The organism is Mesorhizobium sp. M0195 (genome assembly GCF_040322115.1).
Lineage (GTDB): Bacteria > Pseudomonadota > Alphaproteobacteria > Rhizobiales > Rhizobiaceae > Mesorhizobium.
Genome location: NZ_JAMYSV010000001.1, coordinates 787645 through 804550 on the forward strand (window position 1 = coordinate 787645; position 16906 = coordinate 804550).

At 62.8% G+C, this 16906-nt stretch carries 14 protein-coding genes; 7 read left to right on the forward strand and 7 right to left on the reverse strand.

Features of this window, described 5'->3' with window-relative positions; translation table 11 throughout:
• Positions 1 to 19 precede the first annotated feature (19 nt).
• From NKJ12_RS03935 to NKJ12_RS03945, 3 genes are all read left to right on the forward strand, one after another.
• Complete coding sequence (locus tag NKJ12_RS03935) at positions 20 to 889, forward strand: transglutaminase-like domain-containing protein (RefSeq protein WP_352504873.1); 870 nt, start codon at positions 20 to 22, stop codon at positions 887 to 889.
• A 328-nt stretch (positions 890 to 1217) separates the two neighbouring features.
• Positions 1218 to 2579, forward strand: coding sequence for a pilus assembly protein TadG-related protein (locus NKJ12_RS03940; RefSeq protein ID WP_352701306.1), 1362 nt, complete (start codon positions 1218 to 1220; stop codon positions 2577 to 2579).
• Between the two features lie 388 nt (positions 2580 to 2967).
• Positions 2968 to 4236 (forward strand): class I SAM-dependent methyltransferase, encoded by a 1269-nt coding sequence (locus tag NKJ12_RS03945; RefSeq protein ID WP_352701307.1) that lies wholly within the window; start codon positions 2968 to 2970, stop codon positions 4234 to 4236.
• Here the strand turns inward: NKJ12_RS03945 and NKJ12_RS03950 are convergent, their stop codons facing one another.
• Positions 4237 to 4980 (reverse strand): MOSC domain-containing protein, encoded by a 744-nt coding sequence (locus tag NKJ12_RS03950; protein WP_352701308.1) that lies wholly within the window; start codon positions 4978 to 4980, stop codon positions 4237 to 4239.
• Positions 4980 to 6935: an acetate--CoA ligase gene (gene acs / locus NKJ12_RS03955; protein WP_352701309.1), complete on the reverse strand. Its 1956-nt coding sequence runs from the start codon at positions 6933 to 6935 to the stop codon at positions 4980 to 4982. The genes NKJ12_RS03950 and acs overlap by 1 nt, the downstream gene beginning before the upstream one ends.
• Before the next feature lie 306 nt (positions 6936 to 7241).
• Here acs and NKJ12_RS03960 point away from each other — a divergent pair, with 306 nt between their 5' ends.
• Positions 7242 to 7514: an usg protein gene (locus NKJ12_RS03960; RefSeq protein WP_254820441.1), complete on the forward strand. Its 273-nt coding sequence runs from the start codon at positions 7242 to 7244 to the stop codon at positions 7512 to 7514.
• Positions 7515 to 7556: 42 nt separating this feature from the next.
• Here NKJ12_RS03960 and NKJ12_RS03965 read toward each other — a convergent pair whose 3' ends face one another.
• Together NKJ12_RS03965 and NKJ12_RS03970 are read right to left on the reverse strand one after the other, a co-directional pair.
• Positions 7557 to 8591, reverse strand: coding sequence for an aldo/keto reductase (locus tag NKJ12_RS03965; protein WP_352701310.1), 1035 nt, complete (start codon positions 8589 to 8591; stop codon positions 7557 to 7559).
• Between the two features lie 56 nt (positions 8592 to 8647).
• Positions 8648 to 9829, reverse strand: a complete 1182-nt coding sequence (locus NKJ12_RS03970) for an MFS transporter (protein WP_352701311.1) — start codon at positions 9827 to 9829, stop codon at positions 8648 to 8650.
• Positions 9830 to 9967: 138 nt separating this feature from the next.
• Here NKJ12_RS03970 and NKJ12_RS03975 point away from each other — a divergent pair, with 138 nt between their 5' ends.
• A complete protein-coding gene (locus tag NKJ12_RS03975) occupies positions 9968 to 10876 on the forward strand; it encodes a LysR family transcriptional regulator (RefSeq protein ID WP_352648907.1) in 909 nt (302 codons plus the stop codon).
• Positions 10877 to 10938: 62 nt separating this feature from the next.
• Here the strand turns inward: NKJ12_RS03975 and NKJ12_RS03980 are convergent, their stop codons facing one another.
• Together NKJ12_RS03980 and NKJ12_RS03985 are read right to left on the reverse strand one after the other, a co-directional pair.
• On the reverse strand, positions 10939 to 11988 hold the full coding sequence (locus NKJ12_RS03980) for an aldo/keto reductase (RefSeq protein ID WP_352701312.1): 1050 nt from the start codon (positions 11986 to 11988) through the stop codon (positions 10939 to 10941).
• A gap of 109 nt (positions 11989 to 12097) precedes the next feature.
• Positions 12098 to 12760, reverse strand: a complete 663-nt coding sequence (locus NKJ12_RS03985) for a YggS family pyridoxal phosphate-dependent enzyme (protein WP_352701313.1) — start codon at positions 12758 to 12760, stop codon at positions 12098 to 12100.
• 146 nt (positions 12761 to 12906) lie between these two features.
• On the opposite strand from NKJ12_RS03985, the gene leuS reads away from it, so the two are divergent.
• Both leuS and NKJ12_RS03995 read left to right on the forward strand, forming a co-directional pair.
• The gene (gene leuS, locus NKJ12_RS03990) at positions 12907 to 15531 is read left to right on the forward strand and encodes a leucine--tRNA ligase (protein WP_352701314.1); all 2625 of its coding nucleotides are present in this window, start codon (positions 12907 to 12909) and stop codon (positions 15529 to 15531) included.
• Positions 15518 to 16099 carry an LPS assembly lipoprotein LptE gene (locus tag NKJ12_RS03995; RefSeq protein WP_352701315.1) on the forward strand — a complete coding sequence of 194 codons (582 nt, stop codon included), beginning with the start codon at positions 15518 to 15520 and terminating at the stop codon, positions 16097 to 16099. The genes leuS and NKJ12_RS03995 overlap by 14 nt, the downstream gene beginning before the upstream one ends.
• A gap of 70 nt (positions 16100 to 16169) precedes the next feature.
• Here NKJ12_RS03995 and fsa read toward each other — a convergent pair whose 3' ends face one another.
• Positions 16170 to 16823 (reverse strand): fructose-6-phosphate aldolase, encoded by a 654-nt coding sequence (gene fsa / locus NKJ12_RS04000; protein WP_023678103.1) that lies wholly within the window; start codon positions 16821 to 16823, stop codon positions 16170 to 16172.
• Positions 16824 to 16906 lie beyond the last annotated feature (83 nt).

Sequence of the window (16906 nt, forward strand, 5' to 3'; positions counted from 1 at the left end):
CGATCGTAGGGGGACGGCGATGCTGATCAGGCTCGGCTATGAAATTGGCATTGAATGCGCTGCAGCCACGCCGATTGTTTCGCTGCTCGAGATCCACAGGGATCGCCAGGTCGACATCAAGCGGCAGACGCGCGTGCTGACCTCGCCGTCGGTCCCGACCAGGGTCTACCACGATCTTTTCGGCAATAGCTGCCGCCGCTTCACGGCGCCGGCCGGAAGCTTTCGCATCCTCTATGACGCGGTGGTCGAGGACAGCGGTGAGGCGGACGAAGTCAACACGCTGGCCAGGGAAGTTCCGGTCGCCGAATTGCCGGACGAGGTGCTCGGCTATCTGCTCGGCAGCCGTTACTGCGAGACCGACCATCTCGGCGACCTGGCCTGGCAACTGTTCGGCCAGCTTCCGCCGGGCTGGGCGCGGGTGCAGGCGATCGTCGACTATGTCCACAACCGCCTGTCCTTCGGCTACGGTTATGCGCGCTCGACCCGCACGGCGGCGCAGGCGCATGAGGAACGCGTCGGCGTCTGCCGCGACTTTGCCCATCTGGCGATCACGCTCTGCCGCTGCATGAATATCCCGGCCCGCTACGTGAACGGCTATCTCGGCGATATCGGCGTGCCCGCGGATCCGGCGCCGATGGACTTCTCGGCCTGGATGGAAGTGTTCCTCGACGGCAAGTGGTACACGTTCGATCCCCGCCACAACGTGCCGAGAATCGGCCGTGTCGTCATTGCGCGTGGCCGCGACGCCACCGATGTGCCGCTGTTGCACAGTTTCGGCCCGCACCGGCTCAGCCTGTTCAAGGTCTGGACCTACGAGCAGGAAGGCAACCTGTTCAGGCCGCCCTATCGCGGCCTCGACAGGACCGTCACCGCACGGGTGCTGGCCTAATCCTCCCGGAGACATCCACAGCCGTGTTTCCACGTCCCGCCATCGCGGTCGTGCTGATCCGGTTCGAGACATCTCTTCTGTACCGGATCGGGACGCAGTCCGGCCGTTCCGAATTGCGAGCCGGATCGTGGTAAGCGCTTTGTGAACAAAGCTGCGCCGACGCGGCTTTCGTTTACCGGCTGTTTACCTTGTCTCTGCTCGAAACCGTTTGGAAACAATGGCCTGAGCGGGGGGCGCTCGCTTTCCCGCGCCCGGCGGCGCGATCCGGCCGGATTCCTGCAATGCGCGTTCGGACAGCTGCAGGCTGTAGCGAATGGAGGCGGAAGGAATGCGGCGTTTCGGGGGTCTTGTTCAGGCGATCGGCGGGTTTGCCGGGGATCGCAGCGGAAATTTCGCGGTGCTGTTTGGTATACTCGGCTCAGTGCTGGCGCTGAGTGTCGGCTTTGCCGTCAATGTCTCCCAACTCTACAATGTGAAATCGAGCCTGCAAGGCGTCGTCGATGCTGCGGTCACCTCGACGGCCCGCGACCTGACGACCAGCGTCATCAGCGAGGCTGACGCCAGCAAATCGGTGCAGGCCTTTCTCGATGCCAACAGCACGGCGGGTATCCTGCAGGACAATCAGATCGTTCTCGACAAACTGACTGTCGACCGAATCGCCAAGACCGTTCAGGCGGACGTTCATGTCAATGTCAGCTATTATTTCCCGCTTTTCAGCACGGGTAGCATGCAGCGCGTTCCCGCATCGACGACGGCTCTCTATTCGGACAAGCAGATCGAAGTCGCGATGATGCTCGATGTTACCGGCTCGATGGCAGGCCAGAAAATCATCGATCTGCGGACGGCTGCGGCGAATGCTGTCGACAGCTTCCTGGGCGGTCAGGACCCGTCCAAACCGCGCGTGCGGGTTGCCATCGTGCCTTATGCCAATTCGGTGAATGCCGGTACACTTGCCACCAGCAGCGTCTATGTGGAAACCACCGCCAGCCAACGCAAACAGGCGCCGGCCAATGACGGCGTGCAGTATGTCTCGGGCTTCATCCGTCCCGATAATTGCGCCACAGAACGCAAGGGGATCTACCAGTATTCGGACACAGGCCCCGACGCCAGCATGGTCAACCGCGACTACCTGCTGTCGTCCTTCGCCTGGCAAACCGGCACCGCCGCCTGCCCGGCCGCCACGCTGATGCCGCTGACGGCCGATGCGACGGCGCTCAAGACGGTCATCAAGAATTTCGTCGCCTCCGGCGGCACTGCCGGCCATATCGGCGTGCAGTGGACCTGGTACATGCTCTCGGAGAGCTGGGGGAGCATAATGAGGACTTCGCAGCGGCCGGCCAAGATGGATCCAAAAAAGGTCGCCAAAATCGCGATCCTGATGACCGACGGCGAATTCAACCTGTCCTACTTCGATGCGAGCACGGTGAGCGACGTTTACAATGACGCCGGCAAGGAGCCGACCCGCACGGCAGCCAAGAAACTTTGCGCTGCCATGCGCGACAAGGGCATCGAGATCTTCACTATTGGGTTTGACCTAAACGAAACGAATGCCAAGGCGACGCTCCAGGATTGCGCGAGCCCGGACACCGCCAAGATCAAGCACTTCTACCAAGCTGCCAATGGAACCGAACTCAACCAGGCTTTCCAGGACATAGCGCGCAACGTCGAGATGTTGAGCGTAACCAAATAAGGGACAACAGCCCAAAAAAGGAAAAGGCCGCCGCTTCTTGCGAAGTCGGCGGCCTTCCGTGTTTCCGTCCATGGCGCGGCTCCTGGCGGCGACGGTTGGTCGCCAGCCGCGCATCTCGCGCCTTAACGGGAAGACTGCTTCCCGAAAGTGCGATCCGCTGAGGCCACGTTCTGGAAAACGAAATCACTCGACATCGGATCACCTCCTTTCGATTTGTTGAACACTTGCTCATGATGGGGTGTCATCCGGCAAATGGCAAGGCGGGGCACTCGAAAATCCTGAACAAGTATGCTTGTGCACTCGGACGGCTTGCGGCCGGCCGATCGGGCAGGCAAGATCGAGCCGCGATTGTTCCGGGCCGCTATTTGCCGGGTAAGGGAGGACGGGGATGGAGGCAGCCGAGAGAGCGGCCCGGATTGTTCGGACGGTCATCGAAACGCTGAAACCGGGTTTCGCGGTGAGGCTGTGGACAGGCGAGCGGATCGGCCCGGCTACCGGCCCGGTGCTCACTATCAACGACCAGGACATCGTCTGGCAGATCGTACGTCGGCCCTCTTTATCGACGCTGATCGAGATGTGGATTGCCAAGGCGGTCGACGTCGAAGACGGATCTCTGTTCGATTTCTACGCCTTGCCCACGCACGGCAAGCTCAGGACGAAGCTCAAGACATTGCCGAAGCTGGCGATCCTGCGCGACCTGCCGGCCGTGCTGTTTTCGCGAAAACAGATGACGGCGCGAACCGATCTTTCCGGCCGCAATCCTTTCGTCAGCGGTTCGAGCCAGGAGGCAATCCAGCATCACTACGATATTTCCAACGCATTCTACCGGCTCTTCCTCGACGAGCGCATGGTCTATAGCTGCGGCTACTTCAAGGATTTCGCCAACGATATCGATCAGGCCCAAAGAGACAAGCTAGACCATATCTGCCGCAAGCTTCGATTGAAGCCCGGCGAAAAACTGCTCGACATCGGCTGCGGCTGGGGAGCGATGCTCATCCATGCGGTGAAGAATTATGGCGTCGTCGGCCACGGCGTTTCACTGTCGGAGGCACAGACCGAGCTCGCCCGCGAACGCATCCGCGCCGCGGGGCTGGAGGACCGCATCACCATCGAGATCAAGTCCTATGCCGAGCTGTCCGGCTCCTTCGACAAGATCTCGTCGATCGGCATGTTCGAGCATCTGGGGCTTGCCAACCATGCGGCCTATTTCTCGAGGATCCATCGCCTGCTCAAGCCCGGCGGCATCTATCTGCATCACGCCATCACCCGGCGCGACAAGGGCAACATGAAGAAGACGCTGCGCAAGGGGCCGGAATTCAAGGCGCTGATCAAATACATTTTTCCGGGCGGCGAACTCGATACGATCGGTATGACGCTCGGCAATCTCGAGGCGCACGGCTTCCTCGTCTACGACGTCGAAAACTTGCGCGAGCACTATGCGCGCACCTGCAGGCTATGGGCAGAGCGTCTCCACGCACGCTTTGACGAAGCCATCGCTGAGGTCGGCGAAGCCAAGGCGCGGCTCTGGCTGCTTTATCTCACCGGCTGCTCGATTACCTTCGAACGTGCATCGGCCCAGGTTTTCCAGACCGTCGCCACAAGGCGCGCGCGTGGGCCGAGCGGCCTGCCGCCGACGCGGGCGGATTTGTACCGATAGCTACAGGAGGCGCATCGTGGCGCCGATCTCGACGCGGGCCGATCGGTCGACGGTGCAGTAGACGCCGAGGTTATGGGCGTTGTGGCGGACCAGGCTGCGCAGGATTGCCGGGTCGTGGTCGAACCCGTCCTGGCCAATGATGGTGAAGCCGCAGCGGCGGCACGGCTCGGAGATGGTCAGGAGCAGGTCGCCGATTGCCAGCTTGCGCCCGATCCATTCCGTCTCGGGGAACGACCCCTCGACCTCCGGCATATCGACGACGATGTTGGGGCGGAAGCGGCGCGCGTCGGCGGTGCCCTCTGGATGCAGCACTTTCAAACGCGCCAGTGAGGCGGTGGTCAGCAGATGAATAGGGGCTTTGACGTAGCGTTCCGTCAGCAGAGGGCCGGCATAATCCGGAGCCGCATTTTCCCGGCGGAACGGCCGGATGGAAGCCGCAAAGCCGAGATACGCGGAAACCGCGCGATCACTTTGCGCGCCAGGTGCCGAAAGCCAGCGTCCGTCGGGGATGGCGACCTCCAGCCTGCCGGACTGCGACAGCCGGGTGCGGATGCGGGGCACCTTGTGCCATTTCGCTTCGCGGTCGGGCCGTGCGATTTCATCGGTCGAGGTATCGACAAGACCAAACAGGCGGTCGCCTTCGACGGTATACCAGTCGACGGAGATCGCCTCCTGAAACTCGCCGGCGAGCGAGCTCGCGGGATAGCGCCAAAGCTCGGTGACGGCGCCCAATGCGGGTTGCATCAGCCCTTCTTGTTTTGCCGGTTGGCGATCAGGTCGTCGACGACTGCCGGATCGGCGAGCGTCGAGGTGTCGCCAAGCGCGGCAAAATCATCCTCGGCGATCTTGCGCAGGATGCGCCGCATGATCTTGCCGGAACGGGTCTTCGGCAGGCCGGGCGCGAACTGGATCTTGTCGGGCGAAGCGATGGCGCCGATCTCCTTGCGGACATGGACGACGAGCTCCTGGCGCAAGTCCTCGCTTGGCGTCTCGCCGGCCATCAGCGTGACATAGCAGTAGATGCCCTGGCCCTTGATGTCGTGCGGGTAGCCGACGACGGCGGCCTCCGAGACCTTCTCATGCGAAACCAGCGCCGATTCGACCTCGGCGGTGCCCATGCGATGGCCGGAGACGTTGATGACGTCGTCGACGCGGCCGGTGATCCAATAGTAGCCGTCAGCATCGCGGCGGCAGCCGTCGCCGGTGAAGTACCTGCCCTTGTAGGTCGAGAAATAGGTCTGCACGAAGCGGTCGTGATCGCCATAGACGGTGCGCATCTGGCCCGGCCATGAGTCGGCAATGCAAAGATTGCCGCTGGCTTCGCCTTCCAGTACCTTGCCGTCGGCATCGACCAGCTGTGGCTTAATGCCAAAGAAGGGCCGCGTCGCCGAACCCGCCTTGAGGTGGGTGGCGCCCGGAAGCGGCGTGATCATGATGCCGCCGGTCTCGGTCTGCCACCAGGTGTCGACGATCGGCACCTTGCCGTTGCCGACGACCTTGAAATACCACTCCCAGGCTTCCGGATTGATTGGCTCGCCGACGGTGCCGAGCACGCGCAGCGACTTGCGCGACGTTTTGGTGACATGGGCATCGCCGGCGCCCATCAGCGCGCGCAGCGCCGTCGGCGCCGTGTAGAAGATGTTGACCTTGTGCTTGTCGATCACGTCCCAGAAACGCGACTGCGACGGGTAGTTCGGCACGCCTTCGAACATCAGCGTGGTGGCGCCGTTGGCGAGCGGCCCGTAGACGATATAGCTGTGACCGGTGACCCAGCCGACATCGGCGGTGCACCAGTAGATGTCGCCGTCATGATAGTCGAAGACATATTGGTGGGTCATCGAGACATAGACGAGATAGCCGGCGGTGGTGTGCAGCACCCCCTTCGGCTTGCCGGTCGAGCCGGATGTGTAGAGGATGAACAGCGGGTCCTCGGCGTTCATCTTCTCGGGCTTGCATTCGGCCTTAACCGTGGCGACCTCGTCATGGTACCAGACGTCGCGCCCGGCGGCCCAGCCGGTCTTGCCGCCGGTGCGGCGCACGACCAAGACCTTTTCGACTTTCGTTCCGGCCTTGGCGGCGATCTCGATCGCCTTGTCGGTGTTGTCCTTCAGCGGGATAGTCTTGCCGCCGCGCAGGCCTTCGTCGGCGGTGATGACGAAGGTCGACTTGCAGTCGTCGATGCGTCCGGCCAGCGCGTCCGGCGAAAAGCCGCCGAAGACGACCGAATGAATGGCGCCGATGCGCGTGCAGGCGAGCATCGCATAGGCGGCCTCCGGGATCATCGGCATGTAGATGGTGACGCGGTCGCCCTTCTTGACCCCGTGCTTCTTCATCACATTGGCGAGGCGGCAGACATGTGTGTGAAGTTCGTTATAGGTGATCTTCCTGTCGTCGTAGGGATTGTCGCCTTCCCAGATGATGGCGGTCTGTTCGCCGCGCTTCTTCAGATGCCGGTCGATGCAGTTCCAGGAAACGTTTGTCTGGCCATCCTCGAACCATTTGATCGAAACCTTGCCGTCGAAGGACGTGTTCTTGACCTTGCTGTAGGGCTTTAACCAGTCGATGCGCTTGCCGTGCTTGCCCCAGAACTTGTCCGGGTTCTTGACGCTGTCGGCGTACCATTGCAGGTAGGTGTCATTGTCAATCAGCGCGTTCTTCTTCCACGCCGGCTGGACGCGATGGACATGAACATCGGACATTTCTTCGCCTTCCTCCCCAAAACCAAACCGCCGGCTTGACCGCCGGCAGGATCGCAGCGATGCGGCCGCGAATTCGCGCGCATTATTAACAGTTCGGCGGTGACGGCAACATTAGACGTTGGATTCGCGCGGCGGGATGCCGCAGGTACCTTGCCGGGCGGTGTCAGCACTCTCGTGAGGCGGCTGCTAAGCGCATGTTTTTGCGGGAAGAATCTGGTTTGATCGCAGAAATATCAATAGACGAATAAGCAAATGGGGTGCACAATTTCAGGCTGGGAGGAAGGAGAATCAACCAGGGGGACCGCAATGCGCGACCATTCAGAAATGGACCTGATGCTCAAGGGCTATGGCTTGACCACGGCCAAGATTCTTTATCACTTTCCCGATCATCCGCATCTGCTGCAGAGCTTCATCTGGCAGGACTACGACATCGCCCCGAAATTTCCGGTGCTGATCCGCTTCATCGAGTTCTGGAAGGCCGAGCTCGAAGGCCCGCTGCATTCGGTGAGCTACACGCACCAGAAGCTGATCGCGCCGAACGAATGGCGCAAGGTCGACGGCGAGTTCGTGCTGCATTAGCCGGGGGCGGCAGCCCGGGAGCCGCCGCCAGCTTTTGGAGCGTCAGACTGCGGGCGCGTTCAGCCGGGCAAACCCCTCCTGCCGACGATAGGGAAAATACGGATAGGGTGCGGTGACCTCACTTGCCGTGTCGAGCTTTTTCATCTGCTCGGCTGTCAAGGACCAGCCGACGGCGCCGAGATTCTGGCGCAACTGCTCCTCGTTGCGCGCGCCAATGATGACGGAGGCGACGGTCGGCCGCTGCAGCAGCCAATTGATGGCGATCTGCGGTATGGTCTTGCCGGTTTCCTCGGCGACAACATCAAGCGCGTCGACGACCCGATGGAGATGCTCATCCTCGACGGGCGGTCCGAAGCTTGCCGTGTCGTGCAGCCGGCTTTTCTCAGGCAGCTTCTGGCCACGGCGGATTTTGCCGGTCAGGCGGCCCCAGCCGAGTGGGCTCCACACCAGCGCACCGACACCCTGGTCGAGGCCGAGCGGCATCAACTCCCATTCATAATCGCGTCCGACCAGCGAGTAATAGACCTGCTGGGCGACGTATCGGGGATAGCCATATCTATCCGCCAGGCCGAGCGACTTCATCACTTGCCAGCCGGAAAAATTGGAGACGCCGACATAACGCAGCTTGCCGGCGCGCACGAGACCGTCCAGCGTCGACAGCACCTCCTCGATCGGTGTTGCGGCATCAAAGGCGTGCAGTTGCAGCAGGTCGATGTAATCGGTGCCAAGACGCTTCAGCGCGTCTTCGACGGCCCTGATCAGGCGTGAACGTGACGAGCCGGCATCGTTGGGACCGTCGCCCATCGGCAGCGAGGTCTTGGTCGAGATCAGCACGGCGTCGCGGCGGCCCCTGATGGCAGCGCCGAGCACTTGTTCGGAAGCGCCATTCGAATAGACATCGGCGGTGTCGAACAGGTTGACGCCGGCCGCCAGGCAGATGTCGACCAGCCGCCGTGCTTCCGTCGCATCGCTGTTGCCCCAGGCGCCGAACAGCGGGCCTGAACCGCCGAAGGTTCCAGCGCCGAACGAGAGTGCCGGGACCTTCAGGCCTGATGCGCCAAGATTTCGATAATCCATGGGTTTGCTCCGTGTGGAAGGATGGCTGTTTCAAAGATTGGTTGAGGTTTGCCGTTCTATGACGGCGCGATTTCCGGTGTGGCGAGGGCAGGGTCTCGGTCGAGGCGCAGAGCAAACGCCGCCACGGCAAGCGCTGAAAGCGGCAACAGGGCCGCGACCCAGGTGACGGCGCCGAGGCCGGGACCGTGCGCGATGACCACGCCGCCGAGCCAGGCGCCGGCCGCGTTGCCGAGGTTGAAGGCGGCGATGTTGAAGGACGAGGCGAGGCTCTGGCCGGCGCCTTGTGCCTTTTCCAGCACCCACATCTGCAGTGGCGCCACGGTGGCGAAGGCGGCGGCGCCGAGCAGGCCGACATAGATAACGGCCATGACCTTGCTGTGCAGGGCGAAGGTCATGGTGCCGAGCACCAGCGCCAGGACGACGAGACTGCCGAGAACGGAAGGTAGCAGCCGGCGGTCGGCGAACTTGCCGCCGGCGATGTTGCCGGCGATAAGGCCGCCGCCGAAGACCAGCAGGATAGGCGACACCGCTGCTTCCTCAAAACCGGTGATCTCGGTCAGCAACGGGGCGATGTAGGTGAAGACGGCAAAGACGCCGGCATAGCCAAGCACGGTGGTGGCAAAGCCAAGCAGGACGGGCGTGCGGCCGAGCACGGCGAGATCGGCGCGCAAATTGCTCTTCTCAGGTTCTGTTCGGCTGCGCGGCACCACCAGGAGAATGATGGCGAAGGCGGCGATGCCGACCAGGGTCACCGCCCAGAACGTCGCCCGCCAGCCGAAGGCCTGGCCGAGCCATGTGCCGAAGGGCACGCCGAGGATGTTGGCGATGGTCAGGCCGGTGAACATCAGAGCGATCGCCGAAGCTTTCTTGTTGGGCGCCACCAGCCCGGTCGCCACGACCGAGCCAACGCCGAAGAAGGTGCCGTGGGCGAAGGCGGTCAGGACGCGCGCCCCCATCAGCGTCCAGTAGTCTGGGGCAAGCGCACAGGCGAGGTTGCCCAGCGTGAAGATCGCCATCAGCGACAGAAGCACGGTCTTGCGCGGCCAACGGCCGGTTGCGATCGTCAGCAGCGGCGCGCCGATGACAACGCCGAGCGCATAGCCGGAAATAAGCTGGCCGGCGGCTGAGATCGAGACGTCGAGATCGGTGCTGACGTCGAGCAGCAGGCCCATGATGACGAATTCGGTGACGCCGATGCCGAACGCACCGGCGGCAAGAGCGTAAAGAGCAAACGGCATGGCGGTTCCCACTTCGATGACGACCAGTTTTGACGACGGGCGCCGTGTTCCTCCCACGCCCCAATTCGGAAGATCGTGTCGCGATGTGCTGTGAACCAGCCTTGCATCGGGCACATCGTCTGTGAAATAGATTCACCAATGGCCAGACCCGACATCAACCGCTCCGGCGAGATCGAAGTGTTCGTCCGCGTGGTCGAGGCGGGCAGCTTTTCGGCCGCTGCCCGTGCGTTGCGGATGACCCCGTCGGCGGTGAGCAAGCTGATTGCGCGGCTGGAGGCACGGCTCGGCGCGCGGCTGGTCAGCCGTTCGACGCGCAAGCTGCAACTGACGCCGGAGGGGGCGGCCTTCTTCGACAGCGGGGTGCGTATCCTGGCCGATATGGCAGCGGCCGAGCGCGAGGCGGCGGCGGGTGCCGCGCCGCGTGGCCGGCTGCGGATCAACAGCTACGTGCCTTTCGGGCAGCATCGGCTGATCCCGATTTTGCCGCGTTTTCTAGAGCGCTACCCCGAAATCTCGGTCGATCTGGTGTTGACCGACGATGTCATCGACCTGATGGAGGAGCGCGCTGACGTCGCCATCCGGGCCGGGCCGCTCGGCGAATCACGGCTGGTGGCGCGCAAGCTCGGGCAGAGCCGGGTGGTCGTCGTTGCGGCGCCGTCGTATCTCGAAGCGCGTGGCACGCCCATGACGCCCGCCGATCTCGATCGTCACAACCGGATGGGCTTCCGTTTCGTACGCCACCTCGAGGGCTGGCCTTTTATCGATGCGGCCGGCAAGCCGATCACCCTGTCGATCGCCGGAAATACGCTGGTCAGCGACGGCGAGGCGATGCGGCTGATGGCGCTCTCGGGGGCGGGCATCGCCCGGCTGGCAAGCTGGCATGTGGAGGCCGACATTGCCGCCGGTCGGCTCCTGCCGCTGCTGGAAGAGTTCAACCCCGGCGACGAGGAACTCACCCACGCCGTCTATGTCGGCCAAGGCAAGCATCTGCCGGCGCGGGTGCGGGCATTTTTGGACTTTTTGGTCGAGACTGTCCGGCTGAACTGAGCCCAAACGATCGGGAGCCTGCCGGCTCCCGAAGCAACGAAGGTAAGGAAGGCAAGATTGAGTTACTTTTTCGGCACAAAGGGCGCCGGCCGTCGGCCGGCCGCCTGACGCTCCAGCATCCAGCCCGGGTATTCGGCGGGCAGGGCACTGACTTCGTCGAGGCGAACAAGATCATCGGCATCGAGCTGCAACTCGGTGGCTGCAAGGTTCTGTTCCAGCTGCTCCATGCGGCTGGCGCCGATGATGACGCTCATCACGAATGGCTTGGCCAGGACATAGCCTAGCGCCACTGTAGCGACGCTGACGCCGTGCTTGGCGGCGATCTCGCGCATGACGGCGACTGCTGCCCAGGCACGGTCCTCATTGACCGGCGGGAAATCGAAGCTGGCGCGGCGGCCCTCGCCATTGCCGGGGGCGCCCGGTCCGTATTTGCCGGAGAGCAGGCCGCCAGCCATCGGCGACCAGACCATCAGCCCGAGCTTCTCCTCGTTGAGCAGCGGCACGATTTCGCGCTCGAGATCGCGGCCGGCGATCGAATAATACGACTGCACGGTCTCGAAGCGGGCAAAGCCTTTGCGCTCGGCAATACCCAGCGCCTTGGCGATGCGCCAGGCCTGCCAGTTCGAGACGCCGACATAGCGGACCTTGCCGGCGGCAACCAGGTCGTCTAGCGCCCGCAGCGTTTCGTCGATCGGCGTCACCGTGTCGGTGCCGTGCAGCTGGTAGAGATCGATATGATCCAGCTGCAGCCGTTGGAGGCTGCCTTCGACCGAATCCATGATGTGGCCGCGCGAGGAACCACGCTGGTTCGGGCCTCCGCCCATGGCCCCATGAACCTTGGTGGCGATGATCACGTCCTGCCGGTTGACGCCAAGGTTCCTGAGCGACTGGCCGAGAAGCCGTTCCGAGGCACCAAAGGAATAGACATCCGCCGTGTCGAAGAAATTGACGCCGGCGGCGAGCGAGCGGGCAACGATCTCGTCAACGCCCTTCTGGTCGAGGCTGGCGATCAGGCCCCATTGGGCGTTCTCGCCGGCCGCGCCGAACGTCATCGTGCCGAGGCAAAGTTCGGACACGAACATCCCCGTATTTCCAAGTTGATTGTAACGCATGGTGGCTCCAGACGGGTTGAGAATAACTCGACCCATATAGGAACGAAACGTTCCGTTTCTATACCCTGGCTTAGTCGATGTCAGCCTGTGGCCTAAGGCCGGCTGCGCCTCATCTGGCGCCGAAAATCGCCGATCCAACCCTGACACTGGTCGCGCCGAAGGCGATCGCGGTTTCGTAGTCGCCGGACATGCCCATGGAGAACTTGTCGACGCCGGCCTCAAGCCCAAGCTTTTCCAGCAGCGCGAAATGCGGACCGGGGTTCTCGCCGGCCGGCGGAATGCACATCAGCCCTGCGATGGCGAGGCCGTGAACCGAGCGGCAGCGGGCCACGAAGGCGACAGCCCCGCGCGGCTCGATGCCGGCCTTTTGCGGCTCGGAGCCGGTGTTGACCTGGACATACAGCCTTGGTGACCGGCCTTGCCTGGCGATCTCCTTGGCGAGTTCGGCGGCGATCTTTTCACGGTCGACGGTTTCGATGACGTCGAACAGCGCGACAGCTTCCTTCGCCTTATTCGATTGCAGAGGACCGATCAGATGCAGCTCGATGTCGGGGAAGTCATGTTTCAGCACCGGCCATTTGGCTTGTGCTTCCTGGACCCGGTTTTCGCCGAAGACGCGCTGGCCGGCCTCGATGACGGGGCGGATATCGGCGGCGTCGAAGGTTTTCGAGACCGCGACCAGCGTCACCGCACCGGCGTCGCGTCCTGCCTCGCGCTCGGCGGCAGCGATCCTTGCCTTGACCGTGAAAAGCTGTTCGACGGCGCTCGCCATGCCTATATCCTGCCTGTGTTTGGCTTTTCGCCGGATCGCCGCAGTTGACGGGTCCGGCAATCCATGGTGAACACCGCGACGACATTTCCTGAGCCGCCCGGGCATTGTCCGGCGGCTCGCGCATGCTTTTAAGTGAAAAACACCCGATGGCAACCGAACGATACAATCCGCGCGCGTCAGAGCCCAAATGGCAGAAGGCCTGGGACGCCAAGAAGCTGTTCGAAGCCGACAATGACGACCCGCGCCCGAAATATTACGTGCTGGAGATGTTCCCCTATCCGTCGGGGCGCATCCATATCGGCCATACGCGGAACTATACGATGGGCGACGTGGTGGCGCGCTACAAGCGGGCCAAGGGTTTCAACGTGCTGCACCCGATGGGCTGGGACGCCTTTGGCATGCCAGCCGAAAACGCGGCGATGCAGAACAAGGTCCATCCCAAGGACTGGACCTATCAGAACATCGCCGCCATGCGCGAGCAACTCAAGGTCATGGGCCTGTCGCTCGATTGGGCGCGCGAGTTCGCCACCTGCGATGTCGATTACTATCACCGCCAGCAGATGCTGTTCCTCGATTTCGTCGAGAAGGGGCTGGTGACGCGCAAATCCTCCAAGGTCAACTGGGATCCGGAGGACATGACGGTGCTTGCCAACGAGCAGGTCATCGACGGACGCGGCTGGCGCTCGGGGGCCTTGGTGGAGCAGCGCGAGCTGACGCAGTGGTTCTTCAAGATCACCGACTATGCGCAGGACCTGCTGGATTCGCTCGATCAGCTCGACGACTGGCCGGAAAAAGTGAAGCTGATGCAGGCGAACTGGATCGGCCGTTCGGAAGGTCTGCTGATCCGCTGGCCGCTGGCCAAGCCGGCAGCCGGCGAGCATGAGCTCGAAATCTATACGACAAGGCCGGACACCATCTTCGGCGCCTCCTTCATGGCGATTGCCGCCGACCATCCGCTAGCCAAAAAGGCCGCCGAAGACAATCCGGCGCTGGCAAAGTTCATCGACGAGGTCCGCCATATGGGCACCTCGGTGGCGGCCCTGGAGACGGCCGAGAAGAAGGGCTTCGATACCGGCATTCGCGTCGTCCATCCGTTCGACGAGAAGTGGACGCTGCCCGTCTACGTCGCCAATTTCGTGCTGATGGACTACGGCACCGGCGCCATCTTCGGCTGCCCGTCCGGTGACCAGCGCGACCTCGACTTCGCCAACAGATACGGCCTGCCGGTCATTCCGGTGGTGATGCCGGAAGGCGAGAATCAAGGAAGCTTCCAGGTCATCGATGAGGCCTATGTCGGCGACGGCGTGATGATCAATTCGCGCTTCCTCGACGGCATGAAGCCTGATCAGGCGTTCGACGAGGTGGCGAAGCTGCTGGAACAAAAGACTATCGGCAACCGGCCAATGGCCGAGCGCAAGGTGAACTTCCGCCTGCGCGACTGGGGCATTTCGCGCCAGCGATATTGGGGCTGCCCTATCCCGATGATCCATTGCGAGGATTGCGGCGTGGTGCCGGTGCCGAAAGCCGACCTGCCGGTCAGGCTGCCGGATGATATCGAGTTCGACCGGCCGGGCAATCCGCTCGATCGCCATCCGACATGGCGGCACGTCAAATGCCCGCGTTGCGGCAAGGACGCGCGGCGCGAAACCGACACGATGGACACGTTCGTCGATTCTTCGTGGTATTTCGCGCGCTTCACGGCGCCCTGGGCAAACGATCCGACCGATCCCAAGGCCGCGACTGAATGGCTGCCGGTCGACCAGTATATTGGCGGCATTGAGCATGCGATCCTGCATTTGCTCTATTCGCGCTTTTTCACCCGCGCCATGCGCGAGACCGGCCATGTCGATCTGGCCGAGCCGTTCAGGGGCCTGTTCACGCAAGGCATGGTGGTGCACGAGACCTATCGGGTTGGCGGCGCCTCGAACGGCCGCTGGCTTGCGCCCAGCGAGGTCAGGCTGGAAGACGCCGACGGCAAGCGCCGCGCCTTCGAAATCGCCACCGGTGAAGAGGCGGTGATCGGTCCGCTCGAAAAAATGTCGAAGTCGAAGAAGAATACGGTGAGCCCGGAAGAAATCACCGACGGCTACGGCGCCGATACGGCGCGCTGGTTCATGCTGTCGGACTCGCCGCCCGAGCGCGATGTCGAATGGACCGACGAGGGTGCGGCCGGCGCCCATCGCTTCATCCAGCGCATCTGGCGGCTGGTGTCGACGGCTGCCGAATCGCTCGCCGGAGTCCGGCCAGAGGCGGCGAAGGACGGCGAGGCCGGGACAGTGTCCAAGGCCGCGCACAAGATCTTGAAGTCGGTCGGCGAGGACATCGAAAAGCTCGCCTTCAACCGCGCCATCGCCCGCATCTATGAGCTCGCCAATGCCTTGACCGTACCGCTCAATGAGACGGCAGAGGGCAAAGCCGGTCCGGCGCTGCAAGCGGCCTGCCGTGAGGCCGTCGAGATCCTGGTGCACCTGATCGCGCCGGTCATGCCGCATCTGGCAGAGGAGTGCTGGCAGACGCTCGGCGGCACCGACCTTGTCGCCGAACGGCCCTGGCCGGACTACGATCCCTCGCTTGTCGTCGACGCCGAGATCGTGCTGCCGGTGCAGGTCAACGGCAAGAAACGCGGCGATTTGACAATTGCCCGCGACGCGGATCAAGGTGCGGTCGAAAAGGCGGTTCTGGCTCTCGACTTCGTTCAGAAAGCGCTCGAAGGTAAGGCGCCGCGCAAGGTGATCATCGTGCCGCAGAGGATCGTCAATGTCGTTGCCTAAGCCGCGAAAGACAGAGCTGACGGTGCGCCGTATCGTGCTTTGCGGGCTGCTCGCCTCGGTGGCGCTGGTTTCCGCCTGCACGGTGCGGCCGCTCTATTCGAGCGCGCCGCTGGTCGCCGGCTCGCAGGTCGGCGCTGCTGCCGAGCTGGCATCGATCTCGGTCAAGCCGGTCAAGACCCGCTACGCCCAGCAGGTCCGCAACAATTTGATCTTCGCACTCGGCCAGGGCGCCGGCGAGCCAGCTTCGCCGGTCTATTCGCTTGATCTGGGCGTCTCCGAACTCGTCGAATCGGCGGCAATCGAGCAGGTCACGACCGACGAGGACGAGCCGACCGCCGGCACCGTGACGCTGACCGCCAACTATGTGCTCAGCGATGCCAAGACGGGCACGGTCATAGCGAGGGGCAAGCGCTCGATTCCGTCGTCATACGACAGGCCCCGCCAGGAATTCGCGTCATACCGAGCCCAGATCAACGCCGAGAACCGTGCGGCGCGCGAACTGGCGGATGTGCTGCGGCTGTCGATCGCCCAGGATCTGATCAAGCACGGCAAGCCGGCGGCAAGCTAGGTGTTTCCAGAGTGCGCAATCTGCAAAAAAGGCCGATTGCTCGGCCTTTTTTGTTCGCAGGATAGTCGCTTCAGCCGATCTTCTGCCCGGTCTTTGCCCAGTCGGCGAGGAACAGCTCCAGGCCCTTGTCGGTCAGCGGGTGCTTGACCAGTGCCTTGAGCGTTGCCGGCGGCGCAGTGATGACGTCGGCGCCGATCAGCGCCGCCTGCTTGACATGGTTCACGGTGCGCACCGAAGCGGTCAGGATTTCAGTCTGGAAGTCATAATTGTCATAGATGGTGCGAATATCGGCAATCAGCTCCATGCCGTCCCAGCCGCTGTCGTCGATGCGGCCGACGAAGGGCGAGATAAAGGAGGCGCCGGCCTTGGCGGCGAGCAGCGCCTGGGTGGCCGAGAAGCACAGCGTGACGTTGACCATGCGGCCGTCCGACCGGATGTCCTTGCAGGCTCTCAGGCCGTCGAGCGTCAGCGGCACCTTGATGCAGACATTGTCGGCGATCCTGGCCAGGATCTTGGCCTCCGCCATCATGTCCTTGTATTCGGTGGCGACGACTTCGGCCGAGACCGGGCCCTTGACGATCTCGCAGATCTCTCTTGTGACGTCGGCGATCTTGCCGCCGGATTTGAGGATCAGCGACGGATTGGTGGTTACGCCGTCGAGTAGCCCCAGATCGTTCAGCTCGCGGATTTCCTTGACATCGGCGGTGTCGACAAAAAATTTCATGGCGGTCTCCTGAAGATTTTTCATGTGCACGTCATGCACATTTGGGGTCGGACTTTGATCTAGACCAAAGTCGGGGCAAGGTC

What these genes read in the sequence shown, in the direction of transcription:
- NKJ12_RS03995 (WP_352701315.1), top strand. Translation starts at nt 15,518, where the DNA reads ATGTCGTTGCCTAAGCCGCGAAAGACAGAGCTGACGGTGCGCCGTATC.
- acs (WP_352701309.1), bottom strand. Translation starts at nt 6,935, where the DNA reads ATGTCCGATGTTCATGTCCATCGCGTCCAGCCGGCGTGGAAGAAGAAC.
- NKJ12_RS03940 (WP_352701306.1), top strand. Translation starts at nt 1,218, where the DNA reads ATGCGGCGTTTCGGGGGTCTTGTTCAGGCGATCGGCGGGTTTGCCGGG.
- NKJ12_RS03935 (WP_352504873.1), top strand. Translation starts at nt 20, where the DNA reads ATGCTGATCAGGCTCGGCTATGAAATTGGCATTGAATGCGCTGCAGCC.
- NKJ12_RS03975 (WP_352648907.1), top strand. Translation starts at nt 9,968, where the DNA reads ATGGCCAGACCCGACATCAACCGCTCCGGCGAGATCGAAGTGTTCGTC.
- NKJ12_RS03945 (WP_352701307.1), top strand. Translation starts at nt 2,968, where the DNA reads ATGGAGGCAGCCGAGAGAGCGGCCCGGATTGTTCGGACGGTCATCGAA.
- fsa (WP_023678103.1), bottom strand. Translation starts at nt 16,823, where the DNA reads ATGAAATTTTTTGTCGACACCGCCGATGTCAAGGAAATCCGCGAGCTG.
- NKJ12_RS03965 (WP_352701310.1), bottom strand. Translation starts at nt 8,591, where the DNA reads ATGGATTATCGAAATCTTGGCGCATCAGGCCTGAAGGTCCCGGCACTC.
- NKJ12_RS03960 (WP_254820441.1), top strand. Translation starts at nt 7,242, where the DNA reads ATGCGCGACCATTCAGAAATGGACCTGATGCTCAAGGGCTATGGCTTG.
- NKJ12_RS03980 (WP_352701312.1), bottom strand. Translation starts at nt 11,988, where the DNA reads ATGCGTTACAATCAACTTGGAAATACGGGGATGTTCGTGTCCGAACTT.
- NKJ12_RS03985 (WP_352701313.1), bottom strand. Translation starts at nt 12,760, where the DNA reads ATGGCGAGCGCCGTCGAACAGCTTTTCACGGTCAAGGCAAGGATCGCT.
- NKJ12_RS03950 (WP_352701308.1), bottom strand. Translation starts at nt 4,980, where the DNA reads ATGCAACCCGCATTGGGCGCCGTCACCGAGCTTTGGCGCTATCCCGCG.
- leuS (WP_352701314.1), top strand. Translation starts at nt 12,907, where the DNA reads ATGGCAACCGAACGATACAATCCGCGCGCGTCAGAGCCCAAATGGCAG.
- NKJ12_RS03970 (WP_352701311.1), bottom strand. Translation starts at nt 9,829, where the DNA reads ATGCCGTTTGCTCTTTACGCTCTTGCCGCCGGTGCGTTCGGCATCGGC.